Here is a 24,232-nt window from a genome sequence, read left to right as displayed (position 1 = left end):
CTCAGTCACACCCGCTCCGCAACCGTGTCGACCACTTACCACCGGAGCCTAGCCACAAGATCCCGGGGAAATAAACCCCCGCCCCGGTTCGAAGGCCGTCACGAAATGCCTGACCTGCGAACTCACCGCGTGCCGCACAAACCGCACCGGGAAACGAGAGCCCGGGTCGGATCCCGGGTTCCTGGCCGGGAGTGGCGGGCGCCCTGGTTTCATCGGGAGTCGTTCTTCGTACGCGAAGGCCGGAGAGGGGCCTCGACCCGGGAGTCCGGGAAAGAGCATGATGGCCTGATGTCGTACGCTGACGCCTTCGCCCGCAGCATCGCCGATCCCGAGGACTTCTGGGCCGAGGCCGCCGAGGCGGTCACCTGGAGCAGGCCGCCGCGCGAGGTGCTGGACGCCGGGGCGCCGCCCTTCTACCGGTGGTTTCCCGACGGGGAGCTGAACACCTGCCACAACGCGCTGGACCGGCACGTCGAGGCGGGGTACGGCGACCGGGTCGCGCTGATCCACGACAGCCCGGTGACGGGCACCGGCAGGCGTTACACGTACGCCGAGCTGCGCGACGAGGTCGCGAGGTTCGCCGGGGTGCTGCGGTCGCTGGGGGTGGAGCACGGCGACCGGGTGGTGGTCTACATGCCGATGGTGCCCGAGGCGGTGATCGCCATGCTGGCGTGCGCGCGGCTGGGGGCGGTGCACTCGGTGGTGTTCGGCGGGTTCGCGCCCAGGGAACTGGCGGCCAGGATCGACGACGCGCGTCCCAAGGTGGTCGTGTCGGCCTCCTGCGGGATCGAGCCCGCCCGCGTGGTGCCGTACAAGCCGATGCTGGACGCCGCGCTCGGCCTGGCCTCGCACGCGCCCGCGCACTGCGTGATCCTCCAGCGCGAGCAGGCCCCCGCCGAGCTGGTGGAGGGACGCGACGTCGACTGGGCGAGCGCGAAGGCCGAACCCGCCGAATGCGTGCCGGTGCGGGCGACCGACCCGCTCTACATCCTCTACACCAGCGGCACCACCGGCCTGCCGAAGGGCGTGGTGCGCGACAACGGCGGGCACGCGGCGGCGCTGCTGTGGAGCATGGCCAACGTCTACGACATCGCGCCGGGCGAGGTGTTCTGGGCGGCCTCCGACGTCGGCTGGGTCGTCGGGCACTCCTACATCGTGTACGGGCCGCTGCTGCGCGGCGCCACGACCGTGCTGTACGAGGGCAAGCCGGTCGGCACCCCCGACGCGGGCGCGTTCTGGCGGGTGATCGCCGAGCACCGGGTGACCGCGCTGTTCACCGCGCCGACCGCGTTCCGCGCCATCAGGAAGGCCGACCCCGAGGCGGCCCTGCTCGGCGGGTACGACATCTCGTCGCTGCGCACGCTGTTCCTGGCCGGGGAACGCCTGGACCCCGACACCTACCACTGGGCGGCGGGAAGGCTGGGCGTGCCGGTCGTCGACCACTGGTGGCAGACCGAGACCGGCTGGCCCGTCGCCGCCAACCTGCGCGGGCTGGAGCCCATGCCGGTCAAGCCGGGCTCCCCCACCGTGCCCGTCCCCGGATACGACGTGCGCGTGCTGCGCCCCTCGGGCGACGAGTGCGCCCCCGGCGAGGAGGGGGCGATCTGCATCCGGCTCCCGCTCCCGCCCGGCACGCTGCCCACGCTCTGGCAGGACGACGAGCGCTACGTGAGGTCCTACCTGTCGGCCTTCCCCGGCTACTACCTGACCGGTGACGGCGGCCACCTCGACGAGGACGGCTACCTGTTCGTGATGGGCCGTACCGACGACGTGATCAACGTGGCCGGGCACCGGCTGTCGACCGGATCCATGGAGGCGGTGCTGGCCGCGCATCCGGCGGTGGCCGAGTGCGCGGTCATCGGGGTCGCCGACGAGCTGAAGGGGCAGGTGCCGCGCGGCTTCGTGGTGCTGAAGAGCGGGACGGAGATCGACCCGGAGACCCTGCGGGCCGAGCTGGTCCTGGCCGTCCGCGAGCAGGTGGGCGCCGTCGCGGCCTTCCGGCAGGTGGACGTGGTCCCGGCCCTGCCGAAGACCCGGTCGGGGAAGATCCTGCGCAAGACCATGCGCGGCATCGCGGAGGGCGCCGAGGAGCCCGTCCCCTCAACCATCGAGGACGCGACGGTGCTGGACGCGCTGCGCCCCATCATCGGCCGCCACCCCGCCGAGGACGGCTAGAAGGCGGCCGGGAATTCCCCGACGTCACCCCGGCTTTTCCTGGGAATTCACGCGATGCCCGATCCACGCTCGGCATCATCACGGTCACAATCAGTTCCTTCTTTCCGCTTACGGCACTATGACGTCGTTAAAGTCTCTTTGTGGCGAATGACGCGGGCAGGCTGGTCGCTGGGCGATATCGGCTGATGGACGTGCTGGGCCGCGGCGGGATGGGCACGGTGTGGCGGGCGCGGGACGAGAGCCTGCACCGCCAGGTGGCGATCAAGGAGCTCATCCTCCCCGACCACCTGGACGTTCCCGCCCGCGAGACGCTCTACAAACGGATGCAGCGTGAGGCCCGGGCCGCGGCGCGGCTGAAGCATCCGGCGATCATCACCGTCCACGACCATGTCGTCGAGGCCGACGGCCGCCCGTGGATCGTGACAGAGATCATCGACGGGCCCTCGCTGGACGAGGTGCTGCGAACCCGGGGACGCCTGCCGCCCCAGCGGGTGGCGGCGATCGGCGGGCAGATCCTGGCGGCGCTGGCGGTCGCGCACGCCGCCGGGATCACCCACCGCGACATCAAGCCCGCCAACGTCCTGCTCGAAGGTGAGCGGGTCGTGCTGACCGACTTCGGGATCGCCACCGTCGAGGGGGACGTCACCCTCACCGGCGCCGGTGTCACCCTGGGCACCCCGGCCTTCATCGCTCCCGAGCAGATCAACGGCCACCCCGCGACCGCGGCGTCGGACCTGTGGTCGCTGGGCGCCACCCTGTACGCCGCCGTCGAGGGCCACCGGCCGTTCAGCGGGACGACGCACGGATCGATATACGTCTCGATCGTCACCCGGCCGCCCGCCCCGTTCGTGCACGCCGGTCCGCTGGCGCCCCTCCTGGAGGGGCTGCTGCGCAAGGAGCCCGCCCGCCGCCTCACCGGCCCCCAGGCCGCGGGCCTGCTCGCCGAGATCGCCGCCGCCCCGGCCCTCGATGAGTCCCCCGCAGGACCGAGGCCAGACGACGCCGAGACCCGGATCGCCGACCGTCCCGCTCTCCCCACACCGCCCCCTCCCCCCTCGCCGACCGCGCCGTACGTCACCGCAGGCCGGGAGGAGCGGCCCGTCACCCTGCCGCTCACCGCCGTGTCGCCCGCCGCCCCGCCCGCGCTCGCGTCCACGAAGACCTCGGTACGCGCCCCCCGGAACCGGCTCCGCCCGGCGATCGTCGTGGCCGCGGCTCTCCTGGTCACCGCCGCCACGCTGGGCTACCTGCTCCGGCCAGAGACGGGTCCCGCGAAAGTGACCGCCGTCGCCCAGCTCAGGGGGCACACGGAAACGGTGAACACGGTGGCGTTCAGCCCCGACGGCGAGACGCTGGCCAGCGGCGGCGGTGACGGCGAGCTGATCATGTGGAACACGCGGACCCGGCGTCCCGTCGGCGATCCGATGAAAGGCCACACCAGGGCGGTGCAGGCGATGGCGTTCAGCCCGGACGGCGGGCTCCTGGCCAGTGGCGGCAGCAACAATGAGGGGACCGACCCCGGCGACCACACGGTGCTCCTGTGGGACACGCGGACCCGCCAGCCTGTCGGCGACCCGCTCACCGGCCACACCAACTGGGTGGAGGCGGTCGCCTTCAGCCCGGACGGCAAGACCCTCGCCACCGGCAGCAGCGACAAGACCGTGATCGTGTGGGACACGGCGACCTGGCAGCCGATCGGCGGCCCGCTCACCGCCCACAACGACTGGGTGCAGGCGGTCGCGTTCAGCCCCGACGGCAAAACCCTCGCCACCGTCGGCGACAACATGGCGGCGATCCTGTGGGACACGGCGACCTGGCAGCCGATCGGTGATCCACTCACCGGCCACACCGGATCGGTGCTGTCGGTCGCCTACAGCCCCGACGGCAAAACCCTCGCCACCGGCAGCAGCGACAGGACGGCGATCGTGTGGGACACGGCGACCCGCCGACGGATCGGTTCCCCGCTCACCGGCAATCCGGGCGAGATCCACACTCTCGCGTTCAGCCCGGACGGCGGCACCCTCGCCGTGGGCACCGGTTCCGTCGTCCGGCTGTGGGACACGGCGACCTGGCGGCCGGTCGGCGACCCGCTCACCCGCCACACCGGGTCGGTGTGGTCGCTCGCCTACAGCCCCGACGGCAAGCTCCTCGCCACCACCGGGGACGACACGACGGTGATCCTGTGGGACACCTCCTCGTCGGCCGGGACGGGCACGACCGTTCCGTGGCCGTGGCTCGCCGGAGCGGGCGTGCTCGTCGTGGCGGCGCTGGGAGCGGTGGTGGTCCTGCGGCGCCGCGGCGGGCGGGCTCCGGGCCGGGAGGCCACCGGGGCGGGAGCCTAGGTGGCCGGACGCGGTCTCCGTCGTGGACGTGGTGCCGCGGGACCTCAGGGCCCGCCTGCCGGACCTGCCGCCGCACCGGCCGGTCGGCGCGACCCGTGAGGAGGTCCCGGTCCGCGGGAACGGCGGGTGAGAAGCAGCGCGCCCAGTGCGAGGACCGCCGCGCCGATCGAACACCACGCGAGCGCGGGACCGACACCGGCCCGCTCCCACACCAGCCCGAACAGGAAGGCGGCCGCCGCGGAGGCCAGACCGCTGACCGTGCTGAAGCTGGAGGTGAGGGTGTTACGGAACTCGTCCGGGAACGACTGCTGCTGGACGGTCGCGACCGCGGTCAGCATCAGCCCGCAGGTCAGCTCGGCGATGACGAAGCCGGCGTACTGCAGGACCCCGCCCGCCAGGGCCGCGGCGCTCAGCGCGAGCGCCATCAGGATGATCAGCCCGGTGATGGGGGCGGGGGCGGCGGCCCAGGGCACATACTTGATCAGCCACGCCCCCAGGGCCGCGGCACCGGAGTAGACGAGCAGCAACAGCCCCAGATTGCCGAGGGGGACGGCGTTGAGCTCGGTGGCCGCGGGCTGCCAGCCCATCACCATGAGCTGGAACGGCACCATCGCCAGCGAGCTCACGAGCAGGAGCCCCACCAGGGGCGGAGCGCACGCCTGGCGCAGGCCGTCCTTGATGCGCTGCCGGACGGTTCCCTCACCGTGCAGCGCCGACTCCGGCCAGGTCACCCGGATCCAGGCGACGGCGAGGAGCATCACGATCCCACCGGCGGCTATCACGGTGCCGGGGTCGACGACCCGGACCAGGCCGAAGGACGCTCCCGCGCCGGCCGTCGCCGCCGACCATCTGGCGACCTGGGCGCCCCGGACGGCCGCGGGGATCCGGTCTTCGAGGCCATCGCTCCTCAGCCGGGCCACGACCAGGCTGACGGGGGCCCCCGAATAGACGGCCATGCCCGCTCCCCACAGGGCCAGGGCCACCACCGACAGGGCGAAGGAGTGCGACAGGCTGTAGGTGATCAGGGCGGCGCCCCAGAGCGCGAGCCCCACGGTCAGGACCCGGCGCTGGCCGTATCGATCTCCCCAGGCGCCGCTCGGCAGTTCCACCAGGGTGAGCACGACACCGCTGACGGCGAGAGCCAGGCCGACCTCACCTCCGCTGAGGCCGCGCTGTGTGAGCACCGCCACGTAGCCGGCCCCGAAAAGGAAGTCGACGAAGCCGACCACGGCGGTGAGCGCCCAGTAAGACCGCATGATGTTCATCTCGTCTTCTTCCTCGGCGCCCTACGCATCGATGAGGCATCCCAGCGTGACGCACGGGCCGGGCCGCTGCCGGAGCAACTCGGTGCTCCGGTGCGCGAGCACGTCGCGGGGGTCGTCCTTCACGGCGTTGCCGAGTGAAACCCCGTGGCGCTGACCGCAGACCCGGATCTCCCCATCGGAGTCGATGAACACGCCCCTGTCCCCGGTTTCACAGCTGTTGATCGCCGGGATCCGTCCCGTTCTCAGGAAGTGCAGGAACCTCGCGTAGTAGGCGGGCCTGCCGAGCGTCCCGGCGGAGCGGTTCAGCGCATCCGTCAGCTCGGCCCGCTCGTCCTGCGAGAGGGTCATCAGGCTGAGGGGGTGCGTGGACGCCACGCCGACCGGGATGATCTCCAGCCGGAAGTCCCGGGCGGCGCAGAAGTCCACCACCGCCTGGCAGTCGCGCCAGTTCTTGGCGGTGACGACCATCGACACCAGCACCTGCCCCGCACCGGTCTCACTGAGGAGGTCGAGTCCTTTCAGTGCCTGGCGCGTGCCTCCGCGGACGCGGTCGGGCAGGGAGGTGGAGACATGGTCGATGCTCACGTGCACCTCGCAGCCCAGATCGGCCAGGGCGCGGACCTTGTCCCTCGTCAGCAGGACGCCATTGGTCATGATCAGTGTGGAGGTGGCCAGCTCGGTCGCCGCCCGTGCGATGTCGAGGATGTCGTCGCGCAGCAGCGGCTCACCGCCGGTGATACTGATCAGCTCGATCGGCGCGAGCTCCCGGCATCTCTCGAACCAGGCGCGATACTGCGCCGCGTCGAGGGTGGCCTTGATGTACTGGGAAGTGCCCACCTCGTAGTAGCAGTACGTACACGCCAGGTTGCAGCGGTCGGCCACCATGATGGTCTGACGTCGGAACATGATGTGAACTCCTCAGCTCAAACCGGCGCGGACGCCATACGCGCCGTCAGGGATGTGCGGATGACGGCCCGGGTGCCGTCCGCCGCGATGGTCCGCCGGGATCCGTCGATGTCGTCGCGCAGGAGCCGCCACGTGGCGGGCTCGTCCAGGAGCGGCCGCAGCCGTCGCACGAGGCGCCCGCGCCGGCGCAGCCCTTCGTCCGGCATCCGCTCGTACCCGCGGAAGAGATCCTCGAAGATCTCGTGCAGCGGTGTGGAGCCGGCGGCGCACGCCCAGACGACGGCATCGGCCCACGCCTCCATCTCCTCACGCGCCCGCGCCGTGGCGAAGAGCAGGAGGTTGCCCAGCCACTGGTGCACGAGTTCGTGCGCGACGTACAACAGTCGCGCGGTGGCGGGCCGGCGCAGGCAGGCGTCGGCGATCACGACCATCGAGGGCAGCGACAGCCCCAGCGGGGTGGTGTGGTTCCCCCGCACCAGGTGCACGGCCGGCCAGGGCAGCGCGCCGAAGCGTTCGTGGAGCAGGGCCCACACCTCGTCAAGGCGCCGATCACGGACGCCGTCGACGACGACCCCTGAGGCGTCCGCCCGGCCGACAAGGCTGAAATCAGCCGAACCTGGCGCGATCATGGCCAGCTCGGCCAGGCGGACGTCCCGGTAGCGGGCGGCGAGGGGCAGATTCGACACGACCGGCGCGGTGTACGGGCCGGTCTCGTCGAACACGACCGGGGCGTCGCGGTAGGGGGTCAGCCGCGGTGTCTCCGCCAGGCCGCCGACGAACTCGCGCACCGAGGCCAGACGCCCGCCGTGTTCGTCAGCCAGCCGCAGAGCCGTCCCGCACATGCGCGCTGAGATGTGTCCTGGTCGCATCCGCGTTCACCATCCATAGTCCGGTCGCCGCCGACAGCACGAGATCGGCGTGCCACTTCCCCTCGACGTCACCACCGAGCAGGGTGTTGTCGCCCAGTCCGACGTGCACCCGGCCGAACGCCTTCTCCCCGAGGGAGGTGCCGGGCAGCCAGCGGGCCGACTCGTTGAGGCCCAGCCCGATCTCCACGAGGGGTGCCCCGGCGAACGCTCCCGCCCGGCCTGCCCGTACCGGGACCTTGACGGGCCGGCGCTCGTGCCCGTCCGGCGCGAGGCTCAGCTCGCCGTTGACCCGCGACGGGTCGCACGCGATCCACACCTCTCCCAAAGGCAGTTGCAGGATCGGCCGGTCCCGCTCGGCGTAGGTGAAGTCGCTGTGGACCGTCCACGGCGGGGTGACGACGAGTTCGCCGCCCGTCCCGTCGCCGAGCACCACCGCGTGTGCCGTGGCCAGTGCCCGTTGCGCCGCCAGCGCGTGGCGGCGCATCAGGTCGCCGTCCTCGGCCAGGGCCGCGAGGTACACCTGTTCGAGGCGGGCGGCCAGGCCGGGTGCCCTGATGCCGTGCGGGAAGTCGACGAAGCACACCGCCGTGGTGCGGACCAGTTCCCGTACGGCGGCTATGGCGCCGGACGCGGGCGGGCCGCCTCCCATGAACGGATCGTGGTAGATCAGCAGGCCGCCGGGCCGCGTGTTCTCCGCGGGAAGGCGCCATTCCTGGTCGGCGTCGTCCAGGCGGACGTCGTGGACATCGCAGCCCCGGCCGGTGAGCGCCTGGACGACGTGCCGCCAGAGCGGGTGCGCGCCGCGGTGCACGACGGTCGCCGTGGCGGGTGTCCCGAGCAGGTCCCGCACCGTGTCCACCATGGCGAGCGCGGCCGGCCGGGCGCCGTCGTCAGCGGGTGTCACGGTAGCGGGAGGATCCGGAGCCCAGCCGGGGGAAGAGCTGGGCCTCCGCGGCGGTGCCCGAACCGTCGAGCAGCGACACCAGCCGCTCCCAGCCCACACCGCACGTCACCATGCCCGGTGGGGCGTTCTCGAGCGCGCGGATCAGGTAGGCGTAGCGTTCGCTCAGCCCCTCGGTCTTCGCGTCACGGAGGTTCTCGTGGAACCCGTCGAGATCCGCGTTCGCGCTCGCGTGGGCGACCTCCGTGCCGCAGATGTACAACTCGGCCTGGGCGAGACGCTCCGTCCCCTCCGCGTCCCGCAGGCGCGTCGCGGTCACTCCCCGTACGGGCAGGGTGGAGTCGGCGCCCTCCCCCTGTCTCCAGTGGAAGGGCGGGTAGTAGTGCCAGCGCGGGTTCCACTGCAGGGCGGCCATGGACTCCAGGTCGCTGGAGGCCAGCGCGGTCACGTAGTCGAGCACCCTGGCCGTCTCGGCGAGTTGCCCGTGAGGCTGCACGACCAGTCGCCGGCCGTCCGCGCCCGCGCCCGGGTCGAAGATGTCCACGCTCGCCCCCAGCGCGCGCAGGCGCTGGACCACCAGCCCACAGGTGCTGTCCGTCCAGCTCGCCGGCAGGGTCGCCATCATGAGGTCGTCGGGGGAGGCGTCGAACATCGGATACCCGCCGCCCGTCCCGGCGGGCTTGGCGTGTACGAACTGCTGCTCGCGCATCGTGATGTGGACGCCGGCCGCGAGCTCGATGATCAGGCGCTGGGTGAGGGCCACCATCTCGCCGAGGTCGGCGAACGGCATGCCGATGTCGAGTTGCTCGAACTCCATCAGGTGCGCGGGATCGGTGTCGGTCTCGTACCGGAAGCATCGGCCGAAGGTGAAGAACCTGTCCATCCCCTCGGCCAGCGCCGTGTACATCGGGAACTCCGGCGACTGCAGCAGGTGCAGGGTTTCCGGTACGGCCAGCTGGGAGTGGCTGGCGGCCAGTTCCTCGGCGCCGTACTCCTCCGAGCGGGTCCACAGGCTCGGGAGCATGATCTCCACAAAGCCCTCGTCGCGCAGGAAGTCGCGGGCCACGGCGCGCAGCATGTCCCCGGTGTGGACCAGCGTCCGGGGCAGGGCCGCGAAGGACGGCAACCGCGCGCCCTCGCGGGCCCGGCGCAGCAGCTTGACGCCCTTCACCTCGACGGTCGCCGTATCCGGCTGGCGACCGGAGACCTCGACGACGTCGTGGGGACGCACGCCCGCCCGCGTCAGGTACGCCCGGTCACAGTTCTCCAGTTGGTACCAGCCGTGGGACGTCGCCAGATAGTGCACGCCCTTGTCTCTCACGAGCCATCCCCTGAGGGTGATGTCTCTCCCTGCCATCAAGTTCACGCGTGAAGCCCCTTTCCGCGAGCTAGCCTTCGACGAGGACGAGCCGCGTCATCTCCTGCATGAACCCGCAGCGGTCGGCGTTGAGCTCGCCGTTCCACAGGACCCGCTCCACAGCGCACGGGCCGCCGCAGATCTGGCTCGCCACGCACGAGTCGCAGTCGGTGACGACCGGCTGGCTCAGATGCCACCTGCGGCCGGTGTCGTTGATGTCCTGGGTGACGGGGACCTCCACCCGGTGATCGTTGTGGTGGACAAGGCACAGGGACCTGCGCCCGTCCGCGCTGACGTAGATGGGCCAGGCGCTGGCCGGATCCTTGAGGTCGGAGACGTCGACGCAACTGTCCGCCTGGGTCTGCCGGGTGCGGATCTGGTTGGGGATGAACGTCCCCGGCCCGTGGAAGCGGACGCCTGCGGCGTTGCAGTAGGTCCAGATGTCGAAGACGGCCTGCGCCAGCTCGTGGCCCCCGGTCTCCCAGCCTCGTACGACCGGCTGCGGCGAGTTGATGCCGATGACCGAGATCGGCAGCTGCGACTCCTCGACGAACCAGCGGACGAAGGACGGCAGCCGCCGGAGGTTCGCGGCGGTGACGGTCATGAGGATCGCGCCCTCCCCGCCGGCCTCGACCCAGTTGCGCAGGCCCGTGGCGGCCCGCTCGAAGGTCCCCTTGCCGCTCTTGAGGACCCGCAGCTGGTCGTTGAACTCGGGCGGCCCGTCGAAACTGAACGTGGCGTCGAACCCGTGCCCGACGAGCCAGGCGGCTCGCGTGGCGGTCATGAGGGTCCCGTTGTTGGTGAGCGTCTGCCGGTAGCCCGTGATGCGCCCGTCCTCGACGGCCTCCCGCAGAAGGCGGTCGCCCTCGACCAGCAGGTCCCATTCGAGCAACGGCTCGCCGCCGAAATACTGGACCGTGACCGAATCGTCCTTGGCCTGGGACAGGAACCACTCGAAGGTCGCCCGCAGGCACTCGATGGACATCCGGGGTTGCGCCTCGGGGTACATCGCCTGCTGGAAGCAGTAGGAGCAGGCCATGTTGCAGCGCTCGGTCAGCGAGATCCTGAGCGTGCGGAATCCCGGCCTGCGTTCGCGGCTCCTGTTCCCGCGCAGCTCCTCCAGCCGCTGGAGCGCCCGTCCGGGGACATCCTCCGCCTCCGGCACGATGAGCCCGGCGTCGATGAGGGGGCTCAGGCGCTCGTGTTCCTCAGGGGTGAGCCGCCGTGCCACCTCCAGGGTGTCGAGGTCGGATCTCTCTCCTTCGTCCAGCTCGTACGCGTTCATGGTGAGGCTGTCGAACGCGATGTTCTTCCCCTCTCGGGAAAGGAGATGGATATAGCGGCCTTTTTTCCACATGCCCAGCCTCGCTTTGCTCGCTAATTCATTCGAAAGAGAGAGCCGACGGGCGAAAAAAATTCGCCCGTCGGCATCAGCGTGATTTAGGAGACGAGGGCCGACGAATCGGCGACAAGCTTCTCGTCCTCCGCCAGCGCGGCCATGAGGGCCGCCTCGAACAGCACCTCAGGGTCCTCGTGCTCGACGTACTTCATGTGATGTGAACGAGCGCAGCTGTCGCCGGCTCCTTCCATGGTGATAGTACGGGTCTTCATGGCAGCTCCTTGTGAATTGAATTCTCGAAACAGCCTGCCGGCTTTCCGGACTAGATCATTAATCATCCTGGTCACGGATTATGGTCGCCACAAGAATGATCACTGCCAAGAAGCGAGGGATTCCCGCCACCGCCCGGCCACTTCTCGGGACTCCGGCGTTAATTGTTGAAAACCCAACGAAATTCGGGATGTTCACCGCGCCCGGTCACGCTCGCAGTCCGGTTATCCGGCAACTCGACGAGCTGCGACCTCACGCTCTCCTCCGGGGAGCATCCGAGCGATCTGCTCGGAGCGGCTCGCGACCAGCGGGCCCAGCAGGGCGAGGACGAGCACGTATCCGGCGATGAACGGGGCGAGCCTGCTGTCCAGCCCGGCGGCCAGCGCCATGGTCGCCAGAACCAGGGCGAACTCGCCACGGGAGAGCACGGTGAGCGAGATGTTGACCGCCTCCACCCTGCCGAACGCGTTGAGCCTCGCCGCCAGCACCCCGGCCACGACGTTGAGCAGCACCGTGACCAGCACCGCGATCGTGATGGGCCAGGCCACCGACAGCATGTCCCCCGGCTCGATGGACAGGCCGAAGGCGAAGAAGAACAGCGCGGCGAAGGCGTCCCTGAGCGGGTGGACGAGCTGCCGGATCCGCGGGGCGGCCCTGCTGGAGCTCAGGATGAGCCCGATCATGAAGGCGCCGATGGCGTCGGAGACGCCCAGCTGCTCGGCGATCCCGGCGGTGAAGATCGCCAGGCCGGTGAACATCACCACCAGCAGTTCCTCGTCCCTGGTGGTGACGAGCTTGTTGACCAGCCTCGTACCCCACCGCGCCAGCGCGGTCAGCACGATCAGGAAGGCGAACGCCCTGCCGAAGGAGATCGCCGCGGCGCCGAAGCTGTCGGCGCCGCTGAGAACCGGCTGCAGTACGGCGAGATAGAGCGCGAGGAAGACGTCCTCGACGACGATGATCCCGAGGATGAGGCGGCTCTCGGGGTTGCCGAGACGTCCCATGTCGACCAGGAGCTTGGTCACGATCGCCGAGGAGGAGATGCCGATCACCCCGGCCAGGACCATGGCCTCCCTGGCCCCCCAGCCGACGGCGAACCCGAAGGCCAGGCCGCCCCCGACGTTGAGCACGATGTAGCCGACCCCGGCGAACACCAGGCGCCTGCCTCCCGCCACCAGGTCGTCGAGGGAGAACTCCAGGCCGAGGTAGAACAACAGGAAGATCAGGCCGAGCGCGGCGATGACCTTCAGGTCCGCCGGGTTCTCCACGAGGGCGAGACCGGGCGTGTGCGGGCCGAAGATGATGCCCGCCAGCATGAACAGGGGGATGGTCGGCAGCCCTATCCGGGTGCCGAGCCTGGCGATGATCCCGGCGGCGAGGAAGGAGCCGCCGAGCGCGACGAGAGCGTCACCCAGTACCATTCGGCCCTCCCCCCGGGACGATCACGGGCATGGCGAACACACATTCGTGGAACATGGAAAAACCTCCGTCAAGCGATCTCGGGCCAGAACCTCTGCTGATCGCTTGACGGGGGCGCCCGGGGAGAGCTGTCGTCGTACAGGGTGTGCGTGGCCGGGACCGGCCAGGAGGGCAGGGGCGCGACCCTCGCCAGGGGGCCGGGCGGTGCGAGGCCGGGGCCCGGCGGGAGCGGGTCGCAGGCCGGTGCGTGCGGGGTCGCGGGAGCGAAGCCGACCCCGCTGGCCAGCGTGATCGCGGCTCCCGGGGCGGCGGGATGATCCGCGGGCCCCGGCAGCGGGGCGTACACGAGGGCGATCAGGGACAGCAGAAGGGCCGCGACCGTACCGGCGACCCTCCGCGACAAACCATGCCCTAACGTTCGGTGGAAACTTCCGCCATTTTATCAGGCCTCTTCGAACGACCCTGAGGCGCCAGGTAGGCCCACTGCCAGAGCGTCTCGACGGGACCCCGCTCGAAGCGCCGCAGCCACAGTGTGGACAGCGTCATGAAGAGCGCGCAGACGCCCGCCCAGGCCGCCACGACCCACCACGGCCGCAGGTCGTCGAACGTCGCGGCCAGGCCGAGCCCCCAGCCGTAGCAGAGCGCCGACGCGACCAGGTTCTGGAAGATGTAGGAGCTCAGGGCGGTACGGCCGACGTTGGTCAGTCCCCGCCTCAGCACGCCGGGGGCGCCGGTCGCCCGCCGGGCGAGGGCCGCGACGAGGCCGAGCAGGCCCAGCGCCACCACCGGGGGCAGCAGGTACCGGTCCACCAGGAACCAGCCGGGACCGGCGAAGGCGGTGACCAGGTTCAGAGGCAGGGCCACGGCGAGTCCGGCGATCATGAGCCTCCGGCGCAGCGTGGCGCCCCGCGCCGAGTCCTCGAACACCCCGGCGCGCATCAGCCGGGAACCGAGCAGGAACAGCACGATGCCCATCGGGACGATGAGGACGATCTCGATCCGGTAGAGGCCGATCATCTCGATCCTGGCGGCGACCTGCTGCGGGTAGGTGCCGTCGGTGAAGAGCGTGGACGGCTCAGACTCCCCGATCACGCTCGCCTGGCCGGAGAGCATGCCGACGGTGAACAGGCCGATCAGCGCGGCGAACACCGACCCGACGGTGATCATCCACGCCTTGACCACGCGGTCGCTCCTGCCGATCAGGTACGCCACGATGATCGAGGTCAGCGCGTAGCCCATGAGCACGTCGAACTCGAAGATCAGCAGGTAGTGGATCAGGCCCTCGACGAAGAGCAGCCCGGCCCGCCACAGGTACCAGCCGGGCCACGGCACCCCACGGCGCGCGGCCGAGCGGTACTGGAGTTCGAGCCCGACACCGAAGAGCAGGGTGAGCAGCGCGAGGAACTTGCCGTTGGTGAGGAAGCGGAAAAAGGTCTCCAGGGTCCCCGGTTGCCCCAGCGCGTTGATGACGTCGGCGGGGCCGCCGGGGTCGGTGAAGATCCAGATGTTCGTGCCCAGGGTGCCGACGATGGCGATCCCCCTGAGCAGGTCGAGCACTTCGATGCGGCGACTTGTCACGCCTTCCACGATCTCGCCCGGCGGGGCCGCGGACATCGTCACGCAGACCCATCCGGGACGTACATCGATGTATGTACCGGACCAGGACTCCGGCCCACCCGCCCCGCCCGGCCCCGCCTGTAAAGCCCAGACAGGCCCAGACAGACCCGGCCCGACCCGGACAGCGGAGACGAGCCGGACCACCACCGGAACGGAAACCGGCCCGATCACCGGAGACGACGCGAACACGAAACCGGCCCGATCACCGCCAACGACACAACCATGAAACCGGGCCGCCCCCGAAGGGCACAAGCGTGAAACCGGGCTGATCACCGCGAACACCACAAGCGCAAAACCGAGCCGAACACCACAAGCACGAAACCGGCTCAGTCACCGGAGACGACGCGGGTGTGGAGCCGGGCCGCGGTCGCCGGGTCCCAGCCGAACGCCTCCCGGCCGGCCAGCCAGGCCGCGGCCCCCGCGCCGTCGCCCGCCAGGACCGTCGAGGGCCCCAGCCTCTCCCGTACGGCGGAGGCGATCGGCCCCTCGCTGGTCAGCACGCTCCCGGCCAGCACGATCGGGCTCGTCTCGCCCGCCCGGCGGACCTCGGCCACCGTCTCGCAGAGCAGCCGGGCCGCGGTGGACACGATCTCCAGGGCGGCCGGATCCCCCTCGGCCGCCGCCCGGCTGACGAGCGGGGCGAGCCGGGCCAGCTCCAGCGGGGGCCGCGACTGCGCGTGGACCACCAGCCTGATCGCCAGCGCCCTCATCTCCTCCGTCCCCGTCTCCCCCGTCCCCGTCGTTCCCGCGCCATCGCGCCCCATCTCGCCGACCCCGCGCCGGGTGGGCGGGGAGTCCCGCCGGCCTCCACCGGACCCCTCGGCCGCCGGGGCGCCCGGGGAACGCCATGCGGCGGGGCCGGTGGGAAGCGGCTCGTCCCCCAGCAGGGCGGCCACGACCAGGCGGGTGAGCCTGCCGCCCGCGTCGCCCCGGCTGAGGGCGTGGGCGGCGACCCCGGCCGCCTCCCTGCCCAGCCAGAACCCGGAGCCCTGGTCGCCCAGCAGCCAGCCGAGCCCGTCGGCGATCATCACCGGCTCGCCTTCCTCGATCCTGGCGGCGATCGCCCCGGTCCCGGCGATGAGCGCGGTGCCGCGCGGTTCGGCCGTACCGGCGGCGAAGGCGATGCCCAGGTCGCCGGTGAGCCGGGGCGGGACGCGCAGGCCCGCGGCGGCCCACATGGGGTCGAAGACCAGCCGGTCCAGCGCCCCGCCGCCCGCCAGCCCGACGACCGCCCCGGCCACCAGGCCGGGGTCGATCCCGCGCAGGGCGAGCTCCAGCGCCAGGCCGATGTTGCCCACGGCGACGGCGTTGCCGTGGGCCGCGGGGTTGCCGCCCGGTGCCCTGCCGTACCCGGCCCGCCGCCCCGAGGCGTCGAGCAGGAGGGCCCGCGAGGAGGTCCCGCCGACGTCCAGCCCGAGGACGTACATCGCGTTCAGAGGTGCTCGCCGAAGAACGCGGTGACGGCCTCGACCGCCCGGCTGACGTGCGGCTCGGCGTCGTAGAGGTCGATGTGCAGCCTGGCGTCCAGCCAGACGAGCCTCTTGGGCTCGTCCATCCGCCGGTACGCCTCCTCGGCCCCCTCCGGCGAGCAGAAGCGGTCGACCACGCCGTGCACGATCAGGCCGGGCGTGGGCGACAGGAAGTCGGCTCCCGTCATGTTGTCCAGGGTGATCAGTTCGCGGACGGAGGCCCGGGTGACCTCGTTGCGCCAGTGCTCCGAGGCGCCCCTGGAGGTGCCGTAGTAGGCGAACGGCTCGTCGCCCGGCATGGCCGCCTCGCCCTCCTCGGCCACCGCGGGGAGGTATTCCACCTCACCACCCCCGTCCTGGCGCTCCAGCACCGCTGTGAACGAGGCCAGCGCCTCCCGGTACCCCGAGGGTGACATTCCGGCGCGCATCCCGTAGGGGTTGTTGTAGGCCCCCGCGATGCCCGCGAACGCCTTCACCCTGGGGTCGAACGCGGCGAACCTGAGCGCGTAGCCCCCGCCGAGGCAGATCCCGACCGCGCCGATCCTGCCGCCGTCCACCTCGGGGCGCGAGCGCAGCAGCGAGACCGCGGCCCGCAGGTCCTCCAGCTTGCCCTGGGCGTCCTCGTGGTTGCGCGGCTCCCCGCCCGACTCTCCCCAGTTGCGGTGGTCGAAGGCCAGCGTCGCGTATCCCGCCTCGGCCAGCCGGGCGGCGTACAGGCCGGTGACCTGGTCGCGGGTGCCGGTGAACGGGCCCGTGAGGACGAGGGCGGGGTGCGGGCCCGGCGCCGCCGGGATCCGCAGGTCGCCGAAGAGGGTGATCCCTCCGGCGGTGAACTTCACCTTTTCGGACATGCTCCAAGTCTGTACGGACCGCGCGGCGGAAGCCAACGGGCACCCCGCCGTCCCCGCCCGCTCGTCCGGCCTGGGCCGGGAAAGGACGGGGACGGCCTGGGGCACCCTCCAGGAACCCTGGGAACCCTAGGAGTCGAACCCGAGACCCATCCGGTCCAGGGTGCGCAGCCAGAGGTTGCGGCGGCCCTGGTGCAGGTCGGCCTGGGCGATCGACCAGCGGGTCATCTGGATCCCGGCCGAGCGGACCGGCTCGGGCGGGAACGGGACGGGCTTCTCCTTGACCATCCGGAGCTCGGTCCGCTCGGTCCGCTCTCCGGCGAGCAGGTCGAGCATGACGTTCGCCCCGAACCGGGTCGCGCCGACGCCCATGCCGGTGTATCCGGCGGCGTAGGCCAGGCGCCCGCCGTGCGACTGCCCGTAGAAGGCGCTGAACCGGCTGCAGGTGTCGATGACGCCGCCCCACCTGTGGGTGAAGCGCAGCCCGGAGAGCTGGGGGAACGTGGTGGAGAAGTGTTCCGCCAGCTTGACGAAGGTCTCGTCGCGCTGCTCGTACTCGGGCTTGATCATGCCGCCGTTGTAGTAGACCGCGTCGTAACCGCCCCAGAGGATCCGGTTGTCCTCGGTCAGCCGGTAGTAGTGGAACTGGTTGGCCGCGTCGCCGACCCCCTGCCGGTTGTGCCAGCCCACCGAGGCCAGCTGGTCGTCCGAGAGCGGCTCGGTCATCAGCGCGTAGTCGTAGACGGGCACCAGGAAGTGCCTCAGCCGCCTCAGCAGCGGCTGGAACACGCCGGTGCCGAGCGCGACCCGCCGCGCCCTGACGCTGCCGTGCGGGGTGATCAGGTCCAGGCTCGTCGGGGTGTCCCTCATCGTGCGTACCGGCGTGCGCTCGTAGATGCGCACGCCCAGCGAGAGGCAGGCCTGCCGGAGCCCCCAGGCCAGCCGGGCGGGGTCGAGCATGGCGCAGCCGTCGCGCTCCCAGTGGCCCCCGATGTACGTGGGCGAGTTCACCTCCGCCCGGATCTGTTCCCCGTCGAGGACGTCGAAGCGGGCGCCCAGGTCGCGGGCGACGCCGACGTTGCGGTTCATCTCCTCCAGCTGCCACGGCTCGGTGGCCACGTGCAGCTCGCCGGTGCGCTCGTAGCCGCAGTCGATGCCGTACCCGGCGACCGCCTCGCCGATCTCGTCGAGGTTGTCGACGCCGAGGCGTTCGAGCGTGGAGATCTCCTCGGGCCAGCGCTCCAGCCCGTTGGCGATGCCGTGGGTCAGCGTGGCCATCGCGAATCCGCCGTTGCGGCCGGAGGCCGCCCAGCCGATCCTGCGTCCCTCAAGGAGGACGACGTCGAGCGACGGATCGCGTTCCTTGGCCATCAGGGCGGTCCAGAGCCCCGAGAAGCCACCGCCGACCACCGCCAGATCGGCGCCGGTCTCGCCGAAGAGCCGCGCGAGCGGCTCGGGTTTCGCCGGACTGTCGAGCCAGTACGGCTTGCGCTCCGCGTCAGCAAGAGCCTTCAGCGGATCCACAAATCTCACTTCCCTACGTGAGTCAAATTGTCTTTGTGTGTATCGCGTGGTCGTGAGGACCACGCGCGGGTTCCCCCCGCCTGAGTCCGATCTCGCCTCCCTGTTCTCTGCCGTGAATCTGTTTCCGCCGGGAATCCGGGAACCCGGGGATCCGGGTACACCGAAGCCCCGTGCCACCCGGTGAGGGCACGGGGCTCGGCGGCGGCTACGTGCGGCGGCGCGCGGTGACCGTGTTGACCACGGCGATGGCGACGCCTACCGCGAATATAAGCGTTCCGAGAACGTTGACCTGAGGCGGCACCCCGATACGGGTGGCGCCCCAGATCCACAGCGGGAACGTCTGGGTGGCGCCGCTGGTGAACTGGGTGATCACGAAGTCGTCGATGGACAGGGCGAAGGCCAGCAGCGCGCCCGAGACGACGCCGGGCAGGATCATCGGGAAGGTGATCCGCCAGAACGTGACCCACGTGGACGCGCCGAGGTCGCGCGCCGCCTCCTCGATCGACCGGTCGAGCCCGATCACCCGGGCCCGTACGGTGATCGCCACGAAGGAGAGCGAGAACAGCACGTGCGCGACGACCACGGTCGCGAAGCCGGTCTGCACGCCGACGCTGATGAACAGCGACAGCAGCGAGGCGCCCATGACCAGCTCGGGCGAGGCGATCGCGGCGAACATCACCAGGTTGGTGGCGCCCTGCCCGCGGAACCGGTAGCGGCCCAGGGCGAGGCCCATGAGCGTGCCGAGCAGCGTCGTGACCACCGTGGAGAGGGCGGCGATGTAGATGGAGTTGCGCACCGCGTTGAGCAGCTCGGGGTACTCGTCCAGGCGGCCCCACCACTTGAGGGTGAAGCCCTGCCAGGTCACGTTCGACTTGCTCTGGGTGTCGTTGAAGCCGAACACGATCATGACGACGATCGGCAGGAACAGCCAGGCGAGGATCAGCCAGACGTAGCCGAAGAGCAGCCGGTCGCCCAGCCGCTTTCCGCGGCGCGGTGACCCGCGCCCGGCGGGCGCGCTCGTCACCGGGGCCTCCGTGACGTCGATGGTGCTCATCGGGCCGCCGCCTCCAGGACGTTCTCGGTGCCGAGCGCCCTGGCGTAGGCGAAGATGCCGACCAGCATCGCCGCCATCAGCGTGAACGACAGCGCGGCGGCGGTCGGGTAGTCGTTGTTGACCAGATACTCGGTCTGGATGATGTTGCCGATCATCGTGTTCTCCGGGCCGCCGAGGATGCCCGCGTTGACGTAGTCGGCGGTCATCGGGACGAACGTCATCAGCACCCCGGCGAACACGCCCGGCAGCGAGAGCGGCAGCACGACCTTGGTGAACGCCTCGCGCTTGGCCGCGTAGAGGTCCTGGGCGGCCTCGACCACCTTGGGGTCGACCCGCTCCAGCGCGACGTAGATCGGCAGGATCATGAACGGCAGGTAGTTGTAGACCAGCCCGCCGATCACCGCGAACGTCGTCTGCAGCACGTGGAAGTCCTCGGGCAGCAGCCCGGCCGACTTCAGCGGCCCCAGCAGCATGCCGTCGTCGGCGAGCAGGAACTTCCACGACACCGTGCGCAGCACGAACGAGACGAAGAACGGCAGCAGCACCAGCAGCAGGTAGGTGGACTTGCGGCTGCCGCCCTTGAAGGCGATCCAGTAGGCCATCGGGTAGGCGAGCGCGATGGAGATCACGGTCGCGGCCAGGCCGTACCCCGCCGAGCGCAGGAACTGCGTCTGGTACTGCGACAGCGCGTCGGCGTACACCGAGAAGTTGAACGTCTGGACGAATCCGTCGACCACGTTGCCCTCCTGGGTGGACACCGAGGCCATGAAGACCATCGGCACCACCAGGAAGATCGCGAGCCAGAGTCCGCCGGGCAGGATGAGCAGGTAGGGGGCGAGGCGTTTCACCGGCCGATGGCCCCTTCCGGTCCGAGTCGCTCTCTCATCCGCCTAGCCCTGCGTGACGGGCTGGAAGATGTCCTCGAAGACCTTCTCCTCAGCGGAGGTCAGCGTCTTGTACGACCTCAGCTTGGCCATGTCCGTCTCCGAGGGGAAGATCAGCGGACTCTCGGCGATCTGCTCCAGCGCCTTCTTCTCGTCGCCGGTCGCCTTGGCGGCGTCGGCGAGGACGAGGTCCTTGGCGGAGGAGACCGGCGTGATGTAGTTGATGTACTCGACCAGCATCGTGGCGATCTTGGGCTGGTAGACGTAGTCCATCAGGGTGAGCGCGTCGACCGGGTTCTGCGCGGTCTTCGGGATGCACATGTTGTCGGTCCAGATCGTGCCGCCCTCCTCGGGCACCACGAACCTCAGGTCCTTGCCCTCGGCGACCTGCTGGAAGATGTCGCCCGACCAGGCCATGGTGATCCAGATGTCGCCCCTGGCGAGGGCGTCGACGTAGTCGTTCTCGTAGTACTTGCGCACGAGACCCGCGTCGCGCTGCTCCTTGAGCTTTTCCCCGGCCTTCTTCCAGTCGGCCTCGACGGACTTGTCGGGGTCGATGCCCAGGGCGAACATGCCGAAGTTGGCGACCTCCTGGGTGTCGAGCATCATGCCGACCTTGCCCTTGTACTTGGGGTTCCAGAGGTCTTGGATGCTCTTGACCTCGTCCACGTACTTGGGGTTGTAGGCGATGCCGGTCACGCCGACCGTCCACGGGATGGTGTGGGCGTTGTTGGGGTCCCAGGTGGGGTTCTTCACCGCGGAGCCCGCGTTGGCCGCGAAGTTCGGCAGCTTGGAGTGGTCGAGGGGGACGAGGTAGCCCAGCGCGATGGCCTTGCCCAGCTGGAGGCCGTTGGTCAGCACCATCAGGTCGTAGCCGATGTCGTTGTTCGCGGCGAGCAGCGGCTGGACCTTGCCGAAGAACGTGCTGTTGTCCTGGATGGCCTCCTGGTAGGCCACCTGGATGCCGGTGTCGGCGGTGAACAGCTCCAGCGAGGGGTAGCGCTTGCCGTCCTTGTCGATGTAGAGCGGCCAGTTGGCGAAGCGCAGCGTGCCGTTCTTCTTCTTGGAGCCCCAGTACTCGGCGACGGCGTCCCTCGGGGGGACGGCCGCCACCTTCTTGCCCTGCACACCGCAGGCGGCGAGGGCGAGTCCGGCGGCCGACAGCCCGCCGAGGCGAAGGGCGTCCCGGCGGGTGACGGAGCGGCTCTGCGTCATGCCTCGCAGAAAGGCGGGGTTCTGGCGGGGGTCCATATCGAGCTCAACTTCCGATCGCGTACGAGTGGTGCGGCAGCCACGACAGCCAGACGGCGTCTCCACGTTCCGCCGTACTCGCGCTGTCGAGCGCGTTCTGCTGGAAGACGGTCACCTCCGCGCCGTGGGCCAGGCAGACCGTGTAGCTGGTGTAGAGCCCCAGATAGACCACCTCCGAGACGGTGCCTCGCACGACGCTGAGGTCTCCGGTGGGCTCCTCCGTGGTGATCCTGATCTTCTCCGGGCGCACCGTGATCGCGATCGGTTCCCCGGCGCCGAACGATCCGCCCTCGGCGAGGACGTGGTCGTCGTCACCCAGCTTAAGCACCGCGAAACCGGACCGGAGCCGGTCGACGGTGCCGCTGAGCAGGTTGGACGTGCCGATGAACCCCGCTACGAAAGCGGTGGCGGGCCGCTCGTAGATCTCCCTGGGGCTGCCGAGCTGCTCGACCGCGCCGTCGTTCATGACGGCGATGCGGTCACTCATCGTGAGCGCCTCGCTCTGGTCGTGCGTGACGTACACGAAGGTGATGCCGACCTCGCGCTGGATGCGCTTGAGCTCGATCTGCATGGCCTGGCGGAGCTTGAGGTCGAGGGCGCCGAGGGGCTCGTCCAGCAGGAGCGCGCGGGGTTTGTTGACCAGGGCGCGGGCGAGGGCGACCCGCTGCTGCTGGCCTCCGGACATCTCCCGGGGGCGGCGCTTCTCGCGCCCGGTGAGGTCGACGATCTCCAGGATCTCCCCGACCCGGCGCCTGATCTCGGCGTCGGCGACCTTCTTGCGCCGCAGCCCGAAGGCCACGTTGTCCCAGACGTTCATGTGCGGGAAGAGGGCGTACGACTGGAAGACCATGTTGACGTCGCGCCGGTTGGGGGGGACGTCGGTGACGTCCTGGCCGTGCAGCCGCACGGTGCCGCGCGAGGGGTCCTCGAACCCGGCGATCATGCGCATGGTGGTGGTCTTGCCACAGCCCGAGGGGCCGAGGAGCGAGAAGAACTCCCCCTCGGCGATCGACAGGGTGACACCCTTGACCGCCTGGACGACCTCGCCGTGGGAGACGTACTCCTTGACGACCCCGTCGAGTTCGATTGCGGGCACGTGGGGCGAGTGGGAGACGGCTTCGGCCGTCTCCGTGCCCGCCTGGATTTCGGTCATGCCAGGCTTATCCCTCTGTTCGCGGCTATTCGCCGATGTAGTGCATGACGTGCTTGACGCGCAGGTAGTCGTGCAGGCCGAAAACGGACAGATCTTTACCGTAGCCGGAGTGCTTGAAGCCTCCGTGCGGCATCTCCGAGACGAACGGGATGTGGGTGTTGACCCATACCACGCCGAAGTCGAGGCGGTTCGACACCCGCATCGCCCGGCCGTGGTCGGAGGTCCACACCGAGCCGGAGAGGCCGTACCTGACGCCGTTGGCCTTGGCGACGGCGTCGGCCTCGTCGGAGAAGGTCTGGACGGTGATGACCGGCCCGAACACCTCGTTCTGCACCATCTCGTCGTCCTGCCTGAGGCCGTCGACGACGGTGGGGGCGAAGAAGTAGCCCCGGTCGCCGATCCGGTTGCCGCCGGTCAGGACCTTGGCGTGGCCGGGGACACGGTCGAGGAAACCGGTGACGCGGGCCAGCTGGTCGGCGTTGTTGAGCGGGCCGTACAGGGCGTCCTCGTCGGAGAGGCCGCCGGTCACGGTGCTCGCCGCCGCCTCGGTGAGCGCGGCCACGAACTCGTCGTGGACGTCCTCGTGGACCAGCACGCGGCAGGCCGCGGTGCAGTCCTGCCCGGCGTTGTACAGGCCCGCGGTGGCGATGGACTCCGCGGCGGCCTTGAGGTCCCTGACGTCGTCGAACACGACGACGGGCGCCTTGCCGCCCAGCTCCAGGTGGACCCGCTTGAGGTCCTCGGCGGCGCTCCTGGCCACGGCCATTCCCGCGCCCACCGAGCCGGTGATCGCGACCATGGACGCGGTCGGGTGGCCGACGACCAGCGCGCCGGTCTCCCGGTCGCCGACCACGACGTTGAAGACGCCCTTGGGCAGGACCTCGCCGAGGATCTCGGCCAGCTTGACCGTGGAGGCGGGGGTGGTGTCCGAGGGCTTGAGCACGACGGTGTTCCCGGCGGCGAGCGCCGGGGCGATCTTCCAGACCGCCATCATCATCGGGTAGTTCCAGGGGGTGACCTGGCCCACCACGCCGATCGGCTCGTGCCTGATGACGGAGGTGTGGTCGGCGAGGAACTCGCCGGACGTCGGTCCCTCCAGCGTGCGCGCGGCCCCTGCGAAGAAGCGGAAGTGGTCGGCGGCGATCGGGGTCTCGTCCTCGGCCATCCGGGCGCGCGGCTTGCCGGTGTTGCGGCACTCCACCTCGTTCAGCTCCTCGGCCCGCGCGTCGATCGCGTCGGCCACCTTGAGGAGGAGGTTGGCGCGCTCGCCCGGGGTGGCCTGGCTCCACGCCTCGAACGCGGCGGCGGCGGCCGCGTAGGCCGCGTCGACGTCCTCCGGGCCCGAGATCGGGGCCCTAAGGTAGATCTCGCCGGTGCACGGATCGATGACGTCGGAGAACCGGTCGCTTTTGGTCTCCACGAGTTCGCCGCCGACGTAGTTGCGCAGGCGGGGAAGTTCGCTGGTCTCAACCGGGGTGGTCACCGTCGGCCTCCTTTGGATCGGGGCTGAGTTGTCGCGACTCTTACAGAGCGAGAGCCCTGCGACAAGGGATTTCGTTGTTAAGATACCAAATTGCTACGAAATCGCT

At 70.3% G+C, this 24,232-nt stretch carries 20 protein-coding genes; 2 read left to right on the top strand and 18 right to left on the bottom strand.

Annotated elements, in window-relative coordinates:
• Positions 1–288 precede the first annotated feature (288 nt).
• Positions 289–2,175, top strand: coding sequence for a propionyl-CoA synthetase (locus ACW9TB_RS12615; RefSeq protein WP_472748156.1), 1,887 nt, complete (start codon positions 289–291; stop codon positions 2,173–2,175).
• Between the two features lie 140 nt (positions 2,176–2,315).
• Positions 2,316–4,517 (top strand): WD40 repeat domain-containing serine/threonine protein kinase, encoded by a 2,202-nt coding sequence (locus ACW9TB_RS12610; protein ID WP_472748155.1) that lies wholly within the window; start codon positions 2,316–2,318, stop codon positions 4,515–4,517.
• Positions 4,518–4,561: 44 nt separating this feature from the next.
• Here the strand turns inward: ACW9TB_RS12610 and ACW9TB_RS12605 are convergent, their stop codons facing one another.
• From ACW9TB_RS12605 to ACW9TB_RS12520, 18 genes are all read right to left on the bottom strand, one after another.
• A complete protein-coding gene (locus ACW9TB_RS12605) occupies positions 4,562–5,782 on the bottom strand; it encodes an MFS transporter (RefSeq protein WP_472748154.1) in 1,221 nt (406 codons plus the stop codon).
• Between the two features lie 21 nt (positions 5,783–5,803).
• Complete coding sequence (locus ACW9TB_RS12600; RefSeq protein ID WP_472748153.1) at positions 5,804–6,688, bottom strand: radical SAM protein; 885 nt, start codon at positions 6,686–6,688, stop codon at positions 5,804–5,806.
• Positions 6,689–6,705: 17 nt separating this feature from the next.
• The gene (locus ACW9TB_RS12595) at positions 6,706–7,530 is read right to left on the bottom strand and encodes a hypothetical protein (protein ID WP_472748152.1); all 825 of its coding nucleotides are present in this window, start codon (positions 7,528–7,530) and stop codon (positions 6,706–6,708) included.
• Positions 7,502–8,461 (bottom strand): hypothetical protein, encoded by a 960-nt coding sequence (locus ACW9TB_RS12590; protein ID WP_472748151.1) that lies wholly within the window; start codon positions 8,459–8,461, stop codon positions 7,502–7,504. Before ACW9TB_RS12590 ends, ACW9TB_RS12595 begins: the two co-directional genes overlap by 29 nt.
• The gene (locus tag ACW9TB_RS12585) at positions 8,448–9,779 is read right to left on the bottom strand and encodes an amino acid--tRNA ligase-related protein (RefSeq protein WP_472748150.1); all 1,332 of its coding nucleotides are present in this window, start codon (positions 9,777–9,779) and stop codon (positions 8,448–8,450) included. Before ACW9TB_RS12585 ends, ACW9TB_RS12590 begins: the two co-directional genes overlap by 14 nt.
• A 67-nt stretch (positions 9,780–9,846) precedes the next feature.
• The gene (locus ACW9TB_RS12580) at positions 9,847–11,100 is read right to left on the bottom strand and encodes a radical SAM protein (protein WP_472748149.1); all 1,254 of its coding nucleotides are present in this window, start codon (positions 11,098–11,100) and stop codon (positions 9,847–9,849) included.
• Between the two features lie 155 nt (positions 11,101–11,255).
• Positions 11,256–11,426, bottom strand: a complete 171-nt coding sequence (locus tag ACW9TB_RS12575; protein ID WP_472748148.1) for a hypothetical protein — start codon at positions 11,424–11,426, stop codon at positions 11,256–11,258.
• A gap of 222 nt (positions 11,427–11,648) precedes the next feature.
• Positions 11,649–12,845, bottom strand: a complete 1,197-nt coding sequence (locus tag ACW9TB_RS12570; protein ID WP_472748147.1) for a cation:proton antiporter — start codon at positions 12,843–12,845, stop codon at positions 11,649–11,651.
• Between the two features lie 68 nt (positions 12,846–12,913).
• Positions 12,914–13,246: a hypothetical protein gene (locus ACW9TB_RS12565; protein WP_472748146.1), complete on the bottom strand. Its 333-nt coding sequence runs from the start codon at positions 13,244–13,246 to the stop codon at positions 12,914–12,916.
• A gap of 8 nt (positions 13,247–13,254) precedes the next feature.
• Complete coding sequence (locus tag ACW9TB_RS12560) at positions 13,255–14,421, bottom strand: DUF418 domain-containing protein (RefSeq protein WP_472748145.1); 1,167 nt, start codon at positions 14,419–14,421, stop codon at positions 13,255–13,257.
• 365 nt (positions 14,422–14,786) lie between these two features.
• Positions 14,787–15,887, bottom strand: a complete 1,101-nt coding sequence (locus ACW9TB_RS12555) for an N-acetylglucosamine kinase (protein WP_472748144.1) — start codon at positions 15,885–15,887, stop codon at positions 14,787–14,789.
• Between the two features lie 5 nt (positions 15,888–15,892).
• A complete protein-coding gene (locus ACW9TB_RS12550) occupies positions 15,893–16,780 on the bottom strand; it encodes an alpha/beta hydrolase (RefSeq protein WP_472748143.1) in 888 nt (295 codons plus the stop codon).
• Between the two features lie 126 nt (positions 16,781–16,906).
• Positions 16,907–18,301: an NAD(P)/FAD-dependent oxidoreductase gene (locus tag ACW9TB_RS12545; RefSeq protein ID WP_472748241.1), complete on the bottom strand. Its 1,395-nt coding sequence runs from the start codon at positions 18,299–18,301 to the stop codon at positions 16,907–16,909.
• Positions 18,302–18,506: 205 nt separating this feature from the next.
• A complete protein-coding gene (locus ACW9TB_RS12540; RefSeq protein ID WP_472748142.1) occupies positions 18,507–19,355 on the bottom strand; it encodes an ABC transporter permease in 849 nt (282 codons plus the stop codon).
• The gene (locus tag ACW9TB_RS12535) at positions 19,352–20,203 is read right to left on the bottom strand and encodes an ABC transporter permease (RefSeq protein WP_472748141.1); all 852 of its coding nucleotides are present in this window, start codon (positions 20,201–20,203) and stop codon (positions 19,352–19,354) included. The genes ACW9TB_RS12540 and ACW9TB_RS12535 overlap by 4 nt, the downstream gene beginning before the upstream one ends.
• 42 nt (positions 20,204–20,245) lie before the next feature.
• A complete protein-coding gene (locus ACW9TB_RS12530; RefSeq protein ID WP_472748140.1) occupies positions 20,246–21,454 on the bottom strand; it encodes a polyamine ABC transporter substrate-binding protein in 1,209 nt (402 codons plus the stop codon).
• Between the two features lie 43 nt (positions 21,455–21,497).
• Entirely contained in the window at positions 21,498–22,643 is a 1,146-nt protein-coding gene (locus ACW9TB_RS12525; RefSeq protein WP_472748139.1) for an ABC transporter ATP-binding protein, read from the bottom strand.
• A gap of 25 nt (positions 22,644–22,668) precedes the next feature.
• A complete protein-coding gene (locus ACW9TB_RS12520; RefSeq protein ID WP_472748138.1) occupies positions 22,669–24,126 on the bottom strand; it encodes a gamma-aminobutyraldehyde dehydrogenase in 1,458 nt (485 codons plus the stop codon).
• Positions 24,127–24,232 lie beyond the last annotated feature (106 nt).

The sequence above is a fragment of the Streptosporangium sp. H13245 genome (genome assembly GCF_055690525.1).
The sequence above is the reverse complement of the archived record's forward strand: the minus strand, read 5'-3'. Positions and strand labels throughout refer to the sequence as shown.